This is a genomic window from Halorientalis brevis (assembly GCF_023077655.1).
This window is the reverse complement of record NZ_JALLGV010000001.1, coordinates 14,873-27,737: the sequence shown is the minus strand read 5'-3', so window position 1 is coordinate 27,737 and position 12,865 is coordinate 14,873. Positions and strand designations below refer to the sequence as shown.

Genomic DNA, 12,865 nt, shown 5'->3' with positions numbered 1-12,865 from the left:
ACACTTACAGTTCGATTCGCTCGACCAGCTGGTCGGTTTCCTCGGGGGTGTTCAGCGCGATGATCCTGATCCTGTCTTCGAGGCCGGATTTGTGGAGTTTAGCCTTCAGGAGGTTGTCGACCTGGTAGACGCCGGCGGCGCTGCTCATCTCGATCTCGACCAACACGACGTGGTCGTCGCCGGGTTCGAGCGTGACGGTCTTGATCGCCTGACTCGAGACCGTGTCGATACCGCGACCGCCGCGTTCGTAAGGGATGCGCGACCGGCCGCGCTCCATGTCGAGCGCGTCGGCGATGCGCACGACGCCGGCCTCAAGAGTCAGGGGGTCTTCCTCGGTGTGGTGACAGAGGATCGCGTGGAGGACCTCCCCTTTGAGCCGAACGGTTTCGGCGGTATCGTAGTACCCCAGATCGGGGATGATGCGATCGAGCAGATCGGCAGCGAGCGGGATCGAGTAGTAGGGGTGTTCGTCACGGTGAACGACGTGTCCGATGTCGTGTAGCGTGGCGGCCAGGGCGATGATGACGGCCTCGTCGGCTTCGTCCAGTCCCTGTTCGAGCGCGCCGTTGAACTCGATGCCTTCGCCCTTGAGGAGGTCGTAGAGACACAACGCCCGGTTGCGGACGATTTTGACGTGTTTCGTCCCGTGATCGTTGTACTTCTTTCGCGTGACGGGATTGACGTTCTGGGCCTGGAGGTAGGCAGTGACCTCCTCGTCGTCGTCGAGATACGAGAGGACGGCGTTGACGCGCTCGTCGGGGAAGGCGTGGTCGGCGTCGGGGTCGTAGACGCGACCGTCGCCACCAGCGTCTGCAGCACTCATGGCTAAACGGACGGCAGCCACCGAAAAAAAGCTGCGGTGCGCTGGAATCGGCGCGGAGACTTACGCGTCGGCCGCTGCTTCCTCGACTTCGTCGTAGTCCGGTTCGACGCCGGGGTCGTCGCTGACCCACGCGTAGGTGACCTCGCCGTCGCTGTCGACGACGAAGACGGAGCGCTTGGCGACGTCGTGGACGCCGAGTTCGGCGAAGTCCATGCCGATGCCGTACGACTCGATGATCTCCTTGTCGGCGTCACTGATGAGATCGAAGTCGAGGTCGAGCTTGTCGCGGAACTCGTTGAGCGCGAAGGGCGAATCCACGCTGATGCCGTAGACGGTGGCACCGATGTCCTCGAAGTCCGTCAGCCGGTCGCGGAACTCCGTCATTTCGTGGGAGCACACGCTCGTGAACGCACCCGGGAAGAAGGCGAGAACGAGCGGCGCGTCGTCGAGGTTGTCCGAAAGCGTGAACTCCTCGATGTCGCCGTTGGCTAGCGGTGCAGTGAAATCGGGGGCAGAGTCGCCAACTGATACCATAGCATCCTGTCGTTGGGCCACCTCTCCAATTATACTGCCGGTAGTCACAATCCGTCGAGACGGTTCGAGTCAGAGACACGACCGTCTTCCGGACCACGGACAGTCGGCCGCGCCGTTCTAGCCGAGTACCAATCGCACCGCCGGCCTAGTTGACAGTTACTCACAACTGGGAATAGTTCGGTACTGACTGGGTACTGATTGTGCATAATTTGCTTCGTTTTCTTGCCCTTGCAGGCGCGTTTGAACCGGTTACGAACGGGTTTGCGATAGGTGCAAAGGCAAAAAGCCTATAATTGGCGTCCGGCTATGCTGATGTAGACATGACCGGTATTATCCCGTTGTTCCCGGGGATTCCCGGTGGGCCGGAACTCCTGGTTATCCTGCTCATCGCGATTCTCCTGTTCGGCGCGAACAAGATCCCAGAACTCGCACGCTCGTCGGGACAGGCGATCGGTGAATTCCAGAAGGGACGCGAGGAAGTCGAGGAGGAACTCAAAGAGATGCAGGAGAGCGATTCGACGCCCGGTGCCGACGACAACTCGACCACGACGTCCGCCGACGCCGAGACGGAACCGCAGGTCGAGAGCGAGGTCAGTTCCACGACCGACGAACCGAGCACCGAGTAATACCCTTTTCCGGCCTTTCCCCGGTTTCCACGACAGCTGCAACCACCAGCATAGCCGCCGTCTCGAACTACTCCCTCATCGGTGAGGGACACTCCGCTTTTAGAACGGCTCCGAGCCGCACTGCTGACAGGCGATCTCGAACTGTCCGTCGTCGGTCAGCGCCATGTCGTGGTCCGTCTCTTCGCCACACTCGCTGCAAAACAGGAGCGCTTCGAGTTCGTCCCAGTCGTGGTGCTTCCCCGGCGCGCCGATCGCGAACCCGCGGACCAGTTCGTCGCCCCTGTTGCCGCCTGTCTGATACTCACTGCGCGCAAATCGGATACAGCCGTGAGCCGCAACTTCGACCTCCTCGTCCGGAGTCTCGAACGTCGCCGTCCCGTCGAGAACGTAGAACAGTTCCTCCTGATCGTGATGGCGGTGCATGCCGCCGGAGAACGATTCCCCGGGTTCGAGTTCGAAGTAGTTGAAGGCGAACTCTTCAGTGTCGAGGGCGTCGGACACCGGCTTCCGGACGGAGTGTACTTTGAGCGGGTTGTTCTCGATTTTCACGTCGTCCAGGGAGACTTTCTCCATATCACGTGTATGTGGACAGAGGGATTTAGATGTTCTCGGAAAGGAAACTCCTTTTCCTGGCCCTGTCGTACAATCGATAGGGCGTGTGGCCTAGTGGACAGGGCGAGAGGTTCCTAACCTCTCGATCCCGGGTTCGAATCCCGGCACGCCCGTGCAGCGACGAACGAGCGAAACAAGTGAGGAGCGAACCGGAACCGGGATTCGCAACCCTGCCAGTCGCAGCGGCCGAGCGAAGCGAGGCCGACCGTCTGGCTCTGGTTCGCCGGCACGCCCGTCCATCTTTTTCTGCGTCGGGTGTCCTCGACCTACGGCCTGCGGCACCACTCCTTGAAAAACATGAGTGAAAAAGACCCGGCCACTCACTGCGTTCGTGACCGGTGAAACGGTTCGCTACGCTCACCGTATGCTAGTGGTCCAAACTCCAGCACGGTCGTTCACTTCGTACACTCGCGGGACCTCGACAAAGACACTAATCCGCGATATGCTGGACCGCGGTTGAGTACCGTTCAGGGAAACGAGACACTGAGGGATTCAGTGCAGCTTTTACAGACAAAATCGATACGCCCTCCAACACAGACACCTGACCTCAACTGTGACTCGGTACAGAAACGCTGCGGCATTTCTCCTCCTCGCCGTCCTCTGGGGCGCGTCGTATCCGGCGGTCAAAGCTGGGCTCGACGGGTTTCCGCCGCTCCTGTTCGCCGCACTCCGTTTCGACCTCGTCGGCGTGCTCGTTCTCGGCTACGCCGTCGCTCGAAACCAGCGGTGGCGACCGAGCCGTGCCGACCTGTCGAGCGTCGTCGCCGGAGGGACGCTCTTTATCGCCGTTCACAACGGGCTCCTGTTCATCGGGCAAGGCTACGTCACCTCTGCAGTCAGCGCCGTGGTGCTCAGCTCGATTCCGGTACTCTCGGCCGGCTTCGCTCGGCCGGTCCTCCCGAGCGAACGACTTCGACCCGTCGGTCTCGTGGGCGTACTGCTCGGGTTGGTTGGCGTCGTCGTCGTCGCCAATCCCGACCCGACCGCAGTGAGTTCCCCGGACCCGTTCGGTGTGGGGATTCTGTTGCTCTCAGCCTCGGCGTTCGCGCTCGGTGGCGTCGTCACCCGGTCGCTGCGGACGACGCTTCCGGTGGCGGCGTACCAGGGCTGGCTGATGCTTCTCGGCGGCGGAATGCTCCACGTCATGAGTCTCGCTCGTGGCGAACAACAGCAGGTTGACGTGAGCCTCTCGGTCGTCGTTGCGTTCGTTTACCTCGTCCCTTTCGCGGGCGCACTCGGCTACCTGCTGTACTTCGATTTGCTCGACCGGCTGGGTCCGATCGAGATCAACCTCGTGGGCTACGTCGCGCCGGTGTTCGCAGCGCTGGTCGGCTGGGCCGCTCTCGACGAGTCGCTCACCCCTTCCGTCGCGGTGGGTTTCGCGATCATCGTCGCCGGCTTCCTGCTGGTGAAACGTGACGCGATTCGCGCCGAATTGCGGAGCTATTCTGACCGGGACTGAAGCGGCAGTGATGAAGGAGACGCCTCGACGCCGCATCCCCGGCGATCGCAAAAACGACCTCTTTTTTGAGGGAGTATTTTAATAATATGTGGGAACAGACTGATATATAACAGGGGCAGGGAGATGGGTTCGATAGAGTACGTCAAAGAGAACGTTTTCGGGGTCGAGAAGAGCAGTTCGGCGGCGTTGAAACACGGCTCGCTGCTGGTCATGAACGCGGAACTGGTGTCGATGTTCCTGACGAGTTACGCCGTCGCGAACTTTCTGTTGATCGGAGCGGGGTTCATCACCGGCGTCCTCGCCCGTGGTGGGCCGCGCTCGGCGCTCTGGCACGGGACAGTCGCCGGGACCGTCGGCGGCTACGTCATCTCCCTCATCTTTGCGGGGCAGTACGGCGCGTTCGGCTACCGCGTGACGCCGATGCTGTCGATTACGACGGTGACCGAACTGTACTGGCTGTACGACCTGACGGCCTTCGTCGCGTTCTTCGGCATCGTCCTCTTCGTGGTGCTGGACGTGCTCGTCGGTGCGCTCGTCGCCGGCCTCCTCGTGGACCGCATTGGCTTGGCCAAACCCAGCGGCAGCGAAGCCTGACTCTCCGGATCTTCGGATCACTCGCAGATAATTTAGTGTCTGTACACGCGGAATAAATGTTAAGGCAGACCATCTGGGATATTAGTGTACTATGTCTGAAAGGGACCGATCAGAACCCGAGACGGAGCAGTCATCTACCGAGGACGAGCGGGAGTCGGACCGTCCGACGCCGGGTGGACTTCGCGGGATGGTGTGACGGTCTCCGTTCGAGCGTCGACTCACCCAGCTCGGGACGAACCATTGCTATCGACGACAAGTCACGTCCCCGAAAGAATATCAAGGTTTTTAGTACGGGATGTGCCCTGTGTCTCCGTATGGATAAGCGGATACTGGCTCTCGGTGGGCTGATTACGCTCCTCGCGTTGAGTGGTTGTGTCGGATTCATAACAGGCGAGTCGCTCGTGTTCGAGGCGTCGCCGGCAGCCGTTTCGAACAGTTCTGCAGCGGAGTCCGGGTTCACTCTCCAGCAGTACAACGAGACGAACCTCAATCAGACGGTGGCTGTGTTCGGGGTGGAGCGCGAGATCAGTCTGTCGTTCCACCAGGCGATCTACGCCAAACGGCTCCCGGGCAATCTGACGCGAGAAGACGTCGACCGGTCGACGCTCTCGAAGGAACCCCAGCCCAACCAGAGCCTCCAACCGACTGTCGTGACCGTCGTCTCGGTTCCGGACGCACAGGTTTTCGGCCAGTCGGTCAATCCGCTCGTTCAGCTTCCGAACGACGAACTCGTCGAGCGGTTCGGCGGCGGGTCCGACGGAAGCGTCTCGAACCTCGAGCAAGAGAGCGAGCGCTCCGTCCAGATGCTCGGGTCCGAGCCGACGCTGACTGTCTTCAACGGGACGACGCAAAGTGAGAACGGACAGATGGCGTCCCGAATCTCCGTCGTCAAGACCGCTCACGAAGGGGACGTGGTCGTTCTGATCAGTGTTCAGCCGCAGGACAACGCGGACGACGACGCCCTGGACGCGTTCATCGCGGACATGGAACACCCGACCGACGCCCCGAACTGAGGGCCGGTTCAGTACTCGTTCTCGCCGGGTTCCGGAAACAGCGTCTCGATTGCAGGGGCAGGTTCAGTGCGAACGTAGCCGTCCGTGGACCGTTCGACGACGTCGTGAGCGAGGAGGTGCTCGAGATGGGCGTGTGCTTCTCCCGGTCCGTGGAGGATGTGGATGGTCGAGAGATCGCCGAACAGTTCGGCACTCACTGCCCAGGGGTCGGCCGGACCGATCGCGTCGAGAGCGGCCAGCACTCGTTCGGTTCGCTCGCGGTGATGAGCGATGATCGCACGTGCTCGACTCGTGGGGTCCTGTATCTGGTGACGGTGACCTGGCCAGGCACGGTCGAACGCGCCAGTCGCGATGCGATCGAGCGTCCCGAGGTACTTTTCCAGCGCACGCTCGACGCGGATGTCCGCCCCGCCAACGTTGGGCGTGTATTCGGGAAGGAGGGCGTCACCGCTCAGGAGATCACGGGAGTCCGCAGTCTCACGGACGAACCCAGTGAGACCGCTGCTGTGACCCGGGAGGTGCATCGGTTCCAGCGTCTCCGAACCGGCCGCAATCGTCTCGCCCGGCTCGAGCGGCGTGACCGCAGGGGGATTGCCACTGATCGTCTCATCGCCGTCGAGGAAGGTTAGGAGTTCGTCACGGGGGCCGTCGGGAATGCCCCACTCCTCGAACAGGCGGTCACGCTGGTCTCGCATGGCCGCCAGCGCCTCTTCGTCTTGCTCGATCAGCGGCGCGTCGGCGGGATGCGCCAGGACCGTCGCACCGCACTCGGCCTGGAGGTCGCCAGCCAGCCCCGCGTGATCGGCGTGCCAGTGCGTGAGCAGTACCTGGTCGAGGTCTCGAACGGAGAGGCCTTCGTCGTCGAGTGCTCCTTCGAGTTGCGTGCGGGTCGCTGGCACCGCAACGCCAGTGTCGACGAGCGTCGTCGGTCCATCGCCGTCGAACAGATAGGCGTTGTTCTGGCCCTCGAAGAACGTGTTGTCGAGTTGAATCCGTTTCACGCCCACGCACCTCTGGCTTTGCCATGCACGTTGCTCGCACTGCCACCGGCGACGCCCGGCGCTATCCCGACCGTATCACCGTCCGAGAGCACCGTTGCCGGACCGTCGAGGGTCCGGACGTTCTCGTCGTTGACGAGGACGTTCACGTTGGCGCGTAACTCGCCTGAGCTATCGAACAGGAGTGGCCCGAGGTCGTCGAACTCGTCGGCGAGAGTAGTGAGCGCGTCACCGACGGTCGTCCCCTTCGTCACCTCTCGATGGAGCGACTTTTGCCCGATAGCGTCCCGGATCGTCGCGTAACAGGCAAACGTGATTTGCATGCCTATCCCCTCGGCCGGCTGACGCTTAAGCCCATCGCCGCGAATAAACGCTCGTTAGCGACAAGTGGAGCTGTGTTATTGTTGGTAACCGAAGGACTATCTTGGGTCACTCTCTGGTAAGTCCTATGGGCCTTGTTCGCACACCTGACGAACAGTTCGAGGACCTACCGGGGTATCAGTACGACGCGAACTACGTGGACGTCGGCGGGCCGGAGATGGCGTACGTCGACGAGCCAGGCGACGGCGACGAGACGTTCCTCTGTCTCCACGGGGAGCCGACGTGGTCGTACCTCTACCGGAAGATGATCCCGACGCTGTCCGAAGTCGGACGGGTGATCGCGCCCGACCTGATCGGCTTCGGACGGTCGGACAAGTGGGACGATCAGTCCGAGTACACGTACGATGCCATGTACGAGACGGTGGAGCGGTTCGTCACGGAACTCGATCTGCAGGACGTCACCCTGGTCTGTCAGGACTGGGGCGGCTTGCTCGGGTTGCCCGTGGCAGCGAACAATCCCGAGCGATTCGCTCGGCTGGTGCCGATGAACACTGGCCTCCCTGACGGGACCCAGACGATGCCCGACGTGTGGCACCAGTTCAAGGACATGACCAAGAACGCACCGGAGCTGGACGTCGGACAACTGATCGATGCCGGATGTCTGAACGACCTCGACGACGGAGTGAAGGCGGCCTATGCGGCTCCGTTCCCGGACGAGACGCACATGGCAGGGGCGCGGATTCTCCCGAACCGGGTACCGATAGAGCCGGACATGGCGGGAGCTGCAGTCATCGCCGACGCACGCGAGACCTTCGCCGAGTGGGACGAACCGGTGTTCGTCCTGTTTTCCGACTCTGATCCGATCACGCGGGGGTCACGAGACGATCTGCGCGACCTGTTCCCCACAGCGACCGAGCAGCCGGACACCTGGATCGAAGGCGGCGCTCACTTCCTGCAAGAGGACGAGGGAACGCAAGTGGCAGAGGCGATCGTGAAGTTCGTCGAGCGAACGTAACGCTCAGTACTCGACGATGACGGCGCCGCGCATGTTCAGTTCGTTCCCGTGGCTGGTACATTTGTACCGATAGAGCCCCGCCTGGTCGAACGTGTGCACGAACATCGTGCCGCCGCCTGATTCCGGTTCTCCGCTGGTGAACCCCCCGTCAATCTCCGTGACGTTGTGTTTCCCACCGTCGCCCGTCCAGAGCCACGTCACTTCCGTCCCTGTCGTGATGCGGATGGCAGGTGGATCGAACGAGAACCCGTCGAACCCGTCTTTGGCGTCAGCACCGACGCTCACCGTCACCCGGGGCTGGTCACGCTCGTCGAGGATCGTCCCGTCGTAAATTTGTGCGTGCTTGAGCCAGTTGTCGACTTTCTCCTCGGGATTTGCGACCGGTGTTCGCGTGGCCGTCGCTGTCGCAGTCTGGGGTTGCGGCTCCGCCGTCGTCTGAGTCTTCCCGTCGACACTCGTCGCGTTGGACGCCTTTCTGTCGTCGTTCGTGCTGTCGTTGGAGCACCCAGCGAGTCCACCCGTCGCCGCGACGACCATCCCCTGGAGAACCTGTCGCCGCAGAGGTTGCCACGTCATGATCTGATTAATAATATACAAATATAAAATACCTGACTCTCGTTCGACCAGCGTATTTGGTGGTTCCGTGCGTAGGTCGATCCATGCAGGTTTCACATGATCCCTCGGTGATGGCGTCGTGACTGTCCTCGCATTGGGCACTCAACTCACGCGCCAGGTCGGCCCGCTGGCCAACCACGACGGGCGCGTGCTCATGATCGAAGCGCGGGAGTTCGCGCGCCGGCACCCGTACCATCCCCACAAACTCACGCTCGTGTTCAGCGCGATGCGGCACTTCCGCGACGCGCTCGTAGCCGACGGCTACGAGGTCTCCTATCGTCAGGCGGAGACCTTCGGAGACGCCTTCGAGAGCCACTTCGACGACCGCCCGGACGACGAACTGGTCGTGATGCGACCGGCGAGTCACGGCGGTGGCGATCGGCTGCGTACGCTCGCGACCGAGGCCGGTGGCTCACTCCGGGTCGTGGAGAACGAGACGTTCCTCTGCTCGCCGGCGACCTTCGACGAGTGGGCGGGCGACGCGGAGCGGCTCCGACACGAGTCGTTCTATCGGTTCATGCGTCGGGAGACAGACTATCTCGTGGACGACGGTGAACCCGTCGGTGGCGAGTGGAACTGCGACGAGCAGAACCGAGAGACGCCGTCTGCGGACTACGAACCGCCCGCGCCACCGACTTTCGAACCCGACGAGACGACCAGAGCCGTCGGCGAGTGGGTCGCCGACGAGTTCGCGGGCGGCTACGACGAGCAGCCGTACGGCGGTGACTGGGCGGACCCCGAGCCGTTCAGGTGGCCGGTGACTCGCGACCAGGCGCTCGAAGCGCTCGATGCGTTCGTCGCCACGCGCCTCCCAACGTTCGGCCCCTATCAGGACGCGATGGTCGAAGACGAGTGGGCGATGAACCACAGCCTCCTGTCCGCGGCGCTCAACCTCGGCCTCCTCACGCCGGCCGAGGTCGTCGAGCGCGTGCTCGCGGCGTATCACGACCGATCGGTTCCGCTCAACAGCGTCGAGGGGTTCGTCAGGCAAGTCATCGGCTGGCGCGAGTTCGTGCGTCACGTCTATCGCCGAACGATGCCCGAGTTGGCACGGGCCAACCAACTCGACGAGTCCGAACCGCTGCCTACGTTCTACTGGACCGGCGAAACCGATATGGCGTGCCTCTCGGACGTGATCGACGGCGTCCGTGCCCGGGGGTACTCCCATCACATCGAGCGCCTGATGATACTCGCGAACTTCGCGCTCATCTATGGGGTGGAACCCGCACAGCTCAACCGCTGGTTCCACGCGGCGTACGTCGACGCCTACCACTGGGTGACCACGCCAAACGTCGTCGAGATGGGACTGTTCGGCGCTGGCGCGTTCGCGACGAAACCCTACGCGTCCTCTGCGAACTACGTCGACAAGATGAGCGACTACTGTTCGGGATGTCCGTACGCGAAGACGAAAACAACGGGCGAGAACGCGTGTCCGTTCAACGCGCTGTACTGGGACTTCCTCGACCGTAACGAGGCCCAGCTCCGAGCGAACCACCGGATGGGACTGATGTACCATCAACTCGACAACAAGGACGAGGGCGAGCGAACGGCGATCAGTGAGCGGGCAGCCGGAATTCGGAATCGGGCCGAGTCGGGCCGGCTCTAGTTCTCGACGGCCGATGGGGGTTCGACCTCGTCGGCGTACTTGCTCCGGAACTCCTGGATCAGCGTCCCGATCTGGGCGTACCAGTCGTTGAGGAGCCTCTGCATGTCGTCGGCGACTTCGTCCGGGTCCGTCGGATAGTACACGTGGTAGTACCCGCCCTGATCGTAGTTGATCTGCTCTTTTCCGATGAGGCCCGTCTGGAGGAGTCGCTGGATCGACCGATACGCCGTGGATCGCTCGCGCTCGACGCGGTCGGCGATCTCGTCGACAGTCAGCGCCTCGTCGCTGTTAGCGACCGTCTCGAAGCATTCTCTGTCGAGGTCCTTCAGGCCGTGAAGACACTCTAAGAGGCCTTCACACTGCATGTCCTGTCTCAGCATCTCGGCCATCGAGTCTGGCATACTTGCATATAATCAGCGTGTCACTAAAAGGGTTATGTAAAAACCGTGCAACACTATCGCGAAACTGGGGCGTGGGGTGTCGCGGAAAGGCTCAGACGAGAAGCTGGATGTCGGCGTCGGCCATCTCTTCGAGTGCCGAGGCGGCACCGACGCCCGTCGTGACGCCGTCGTAGAAGTCGTCTTCGTCGTAGTCCATCAGTTCGATGGTCATCTGGCAGGCCTGCATCTCGACGTCCATGGCGAAACAGGTGTCCAGCAACTCCTCGATGCTCGCCGTCTCGTTGTCGCTGATCTTCTTGCGCATCATCTTCGTCGTCACGCGGTCCATCCCGGGCAGCGAGGCGACCGCGTTCGGAACCGGCATGTTGGGGTTTCCGACGGCGCTGAGTTGGAGATCTTTCGAGCGCTCCTCGTGGAGGATGTCCAGGCCCCAGAACGTGTGGAAGACGGTAACGTCCCAGCCGAATGCAGCTGCCGTCGACGCGAGGATCAACGGCGGATACGCCATGTCGAGGGTCCCCTTCGTGGCAATGATGACCATCGACTTCTGGTCGTCGTCGGTGTCGGCTTCGACGGCCGCCAGTTTGTCCTCCAGCTCTTCGATGCGAGCCTGGAGTTCCTCGACGTCCGCGACGCCGTCGCCGGGATCGGGCCCGTCGCTCCCCTGTGACTCGTCCGCGTCAGTGCTCATTCTTCCACCTGGACGTAGTGAACGTAAAGGCCCTCACCGCCCTCGGAACGTTCCTCCTGTTCGATCAGCGACACGCCGTCCGTCCCGGACGCCCAGCCGTCGAGGTCGCTCATGCTCCCGGAGTCAGTAGCGACCACCTCCAGTACGTCGCCTGCGGATAGATCGTCCACTGCTTGCTTGGTTTTGACGACCGGCATCGGACAGGAAGCTCCCTTCACGTCGAGCGTTTCGGTGACATCTGTTTCGAGACTCATTGTTTGTCTGCATCGTACAATACTATAGTGGGTATTGATAATTGTGTCGGTTGTGGGCACTACTGCGACCGGGCGAGATCAGAATGGTGAAATTCAGCTCCCTCAGGGCCGCATTACTGGGATTTGGTATTGTATGAATGGCGAACTTCTATGCAAATCCTTTTGCATACGCAGCCAGTACAGACTGGTGACGCATGAATGGACATCGAACTGCAGTGGCAGTCCGGCCGGGAGGGGTAGATCCCCGATGATCGGTGCGGAACTGTTCCCGCACGGTATCGCACGGTATGCGATTGGCGGTGCATTGATCGGCGGTGGCGTGGCGTTCATCTATCTCGCGACGGGCATTATCGCCGGCGCCAGTACGTTCCTGGAGTCTACCCTCTCGTACGTTTCGGACGTCCCGCGATTCAACCGCGGGCCGTACCTGCTGTCCCGGGACTGGCGCGTTCTGTTCACGGTCAGTATCGCGCTCGGTGCGGCAGTGTACGCCGTCTTCTGGCAAGGTGAGCCGTGGACGACCGACGTGCAGTGGTGGCGACTTCTCGGTGGCGGCTTCCTCGTCGGCGTCGGGACGCGCCTGGGGAAGGGATGTACCTCCGGACACGGCGTCTGTGGCGTCGGCTCGATGTCCTCGACCTCGCTCGTGAACGTCGCGACGTTCATGGCCGTCGCCATCGGCACCGCCCAACTCATCCAGGCACTGGGGGTGTCGCCATGACGCGACACAAACCTAGTTTCTACCTGACGATCCTCGTTGGCGGCCTGATCTTCGGATTCGGCCTCGCATACAGCCACATGGCGCGCCCGGAGGTCGTGCTGAACTTCCTCCAGTTCGAGGATCTCGGACTGCTGTTCGTGATGGGCGGTGCGTCAGTCGTCTCCGGACTGGCCATCATGACTGCCTCGCGACTGCACGGTCGCGCACCGCTGACCGGTGACGAGTACGTCCGCCGTCTGAAGTCGTTCGATCGGAACGTCGTCGCAGGCGGCGTCATCTTCGGTGCCGGCTGGGGGATCTCTGGCATCTGTCCCGGCGCAGCGTACGCCAGTGTCGGCATCGGTAACTTCCCGATCCTCTGGGCCATCGGCGGGATGTTCCTCGGCGCGTACGTCCAGGGACGCGTGCGCGCTCGCATGGCCGAGACGAGTTCCAACCCGACCGCAGCCGACTAATCGCGTTTCTACTGATCGATTTCTCCGGGTCAGTACCGCGCGTGACGAGCGCACGCGCCGTTCTTCGTCCTACTCTCCCCGCCCGTAGCCACCCGTAACTTACACATCGGTATGGGTTCGTTAC

General features: G+C 62.1%; 17 protein-coding genes and 1 tRNA gene. 9 read left to right on the top strand and 9 right to left on the bottom strand.

Translation table 11 applies throughout. The features are described from left to right. Window positions 1-4 precede the first annotated feature (4 nt). On the bottom strand, window positions 5-823 hold the full coding sequence (locus tag MU553_RS00160) for an HD domain-containing protein (protein ID WP_247372626.1): 819 nt from the start codon (window positions 821-823) through the stop codon (window positions 5-7). A 60-nt stretch (window positions 824-883) separates the two neighbouring features. Next, window positions 884-1,357, bottom strand: coding sequence for a redoxin domain-containing protein (locus tag MU553_RS00155; RefSeq protein WP_247372605.1), 474 nt, complete (start codon window positions 1,355-1,357; stop codon window positions 884-886). 320 nt (window positions 1,358-1,677) lie between these two features. On the opposite strand from MU553_RS00155, the gene MU553_RS00150 reads away from it, so the two are divergent. Beyond that, a complete protein-coding gene (locus tag MU553_RS00150) occupies window positions 1,678-1,983 on the top strand; it encodes a twin-arginine translocase TatA/TatE family subunit (protein WP_247372581.1) in 306 nt (101 codons plus the stop codon). A gap of 99 nt (window positions 1,984-2,082) precedes the next feature. Here the strand turns inward: MU553_RS00150 and MU553_RS00145 are convergent, their stop codons facing one another. Next, window positions 2,083-2,556, bottom strand: a complete 474-nt coding sequence (locus MU553_RS00145) for a cupin domain-containing protein (RefSeq protein ID WP_247372578.1) — start codon at window positions 2,554-2,556, stop codon at window positions 2,083-2,085. 79 nt (window positions 2,557-2,635) lie between these two features. On the opposite strand from MU553_RS00145, the gene MU553_RS00140 reads away from it, so the two are divergent. The 4 genes from MU553_RS00140 (at window position 2,636) to MU553_RS00125 (ending at window position 5,664) form a co-directional block, all read left to right on the top strand. Then, window positions 2,636-2,708 (top strand) — tRNA-Arg (locus MU553_RS00140). 440 nt (window positions 2,709-3,148) lie between these two features. Beyond that, window positions 3,149-4,057, top strand: a complete 909-nt coding sequence (locus MU553_RS00135; RefSeq protein WP_247372557.1) for a DMT family transporter — start codon at window positions 3,149-3,151, stop codon at window positions 4,055-4,057. A 123-nt stretch (window positions 4,058-4,180) separates the two neighbouring features. Further along, window positions 4,181-4,651 (top strand): hypothetical protein, encoded by a 471-nt coding sequence (locus tag MU553_RS00130; protein ID WP_247372554.1) that lies wholly within the window; start codon window positions 4,181-4,183, stop codon window positions 4,649-4,651. 314 nt (window positions 4,652-4,965) lie between these two features. Beyond that, window positions 4,966-5,664 carry a DUF6517 family protein gene (locus MU553_RS00125; protein ID WP_247372551.1) on the top strand — a complete coding sequence of 233 codons (699 nt, stop codon included), beginning with the start codon at window positions 4,966-4,968 and terminating at the stop codon, window positions 5,662-5,664. 8 nt (window positions 5,665-5,672) lie between these two features. Here the strand turns inward: MU553_RS00125 and MU553_RS00120 are convergent, their stop codons facing one another. Together MU553_RS00120 and MU553_RS00115 are read right to left on the bottom strand one after the other, a co-directional pair. Next, the gene (locus MU553_RS00120; RefSeq protein WP_247372548.1) at window positions 5,673-6,665 is read right to left on the bottom strand and encodes an MBL fold metallo-hydrolase; all 993 of its coding nucleotides are present in this window, start codon (window positions 6,663-6,665) and stop codon (window positions 5,673-5,675) included. Further along, complete coding sequence (locus MU553_RS00115) at window positions 6,662-6,985, bottom strand: ubiquitin-like small modifier protein 1 (RefSeq protein ID WP_247372545.1); 324 nt, start codon at window positions 6,983-6,985, stop codon at window positions 6,662-6,664. The genes MU553_RS00120 and MU553_RS00115 overlap by 4 nt, the downstream gene beginning before the upstream one ends. A gap of 125 nt (window positions 6,986-7,110) precedes the next feature. Between MU553_RS00115 and MU553_RS00110 the strand changes: the two genes are divergently transcribed. Further along, a complete protein-coding gene (locus MU553_RS00110) occupies window positions 7,111-7,998 on the top strand; it encodes a haloalkane dehalogenase (RefSeq protein WP_247372526.1) in 888 nt (295 codons plus the stop codon). A gap of 3 nt (window positions 7,999-8,001) precedes the next feature. Here the strand turns inward: MU553_RS00110 and MU553_RS00105 are convergent, their stop codons facing one another. Beyond that, a complete protein-coding gene (locus MU553_RS00105) occupies window positions 8,002-8,574 on the bottom strand; it encodes a halocyanin domain-containing protein (RefSeq protein WP_247372522.1) in 573 nt (190 codons plus the stop codon). Between the two features lie 118 nt (window positions 8,575-8,692). On the opposite strand from MU553_RS00105, the gene MU553_RS00100 reads away from it, so the two are divergent. Next, window positions 8,693-10,219 carry a cryptochrome/photolyase family protein gene (locus MU553_RS00100; protein WP_247372518.1) on the top strand — a complete coding sequence of 509 codons (1,527 nt, stop codon included), beginning with the start codon at window positions 8,693-8,695 and terminating at the stop codon, window positions 10,217-10,219. On the opposite strand, the gene MU553_RS00095 is transcribed toward MU553_RS00100, so the two are convergent. The 3 genes from MU553_RS00095 to MU553_RS00085 all read right to left on the bottom strand — a co-directional run bounded on the left by MU553_RS00095 (window position 10,216) and on the right by MU553_RS00085 (window position 11,565). Beyond that, window positions 10,216-10,620, bottom strand: a complete 405-nt coding sequence (locus MU553_RS00095; protein ID WP_247372514.1) for a helix-turn-helix domain-containing protein — start codon at window positions 10,618-10,620, stop codon at window positions 10,216-10,218. The two genes, MU553_RS00100 and MU553_RS00095, sit on opposite strands and share 4 nt — an antisense overlap. A 91-nt stretch (window positions 10,621-10,711) precedes the next feature. Next, window positions 10,712-11,311, bottom strand: coding sequence for a DsrE/DsrF/DrsH-like family protein (locus MU553_RS00090; RefSeq protein ID WP_247372489.1), 600 nt, complete (start codon window positions 11,309-11,311; stop codon window positions 10,712-10,714). Continuing rightward, entirely contained in the window at window positions 11,308-11,565 is a 258-nt protein-coding gene (locus MU553_RS00085; protein WP_247372486.1) for a sulfurtransferase TusA family protein, read from the bottom strand. The genes MU553_RS00090 and MU553_RS00085 overlap by 4 nt, the downstream gene beginning before the upstream one ends. A gap of 247 nt (window positions 11,566-11,812) precedes the next feature. Between MU553_RS00085 and MU553_RS00080 the strand changes: the two genes are divergently transcribed. Together MU553_RS00080 and MU553_RS00075 are read left to right on the top strand one after the other, a co-directional pair. Beyond that, window positions 11,813-12,286, top strand: a complete 474-nt coding sequence (locus MU553_RS00080; protein WP_247372483.1) for a YeeE/YedE family protein — start codon at window positions 11,813-11,815, stop codon at window positions 12,284-12,286. After that, the gene (locus tag MU553_RS00075; RefSeq protein ID WP_247372462.1) at window positions 12,283-12,741 is read left to right on the top strand and encodes a YeeE/YedE family protein; all 459 of its coding nucleotides are present in this window, start codon (window positions 12,283-12,285) and stop codon (window positions 12,739-12,741) included. The genes MU553_RS00080 and MU553_RS00075 overlap by 4 nt, the downstream gene beginning before the upstream one ends. Window positions 12,742-12,865: the final 124 nt, after the last annotated feature.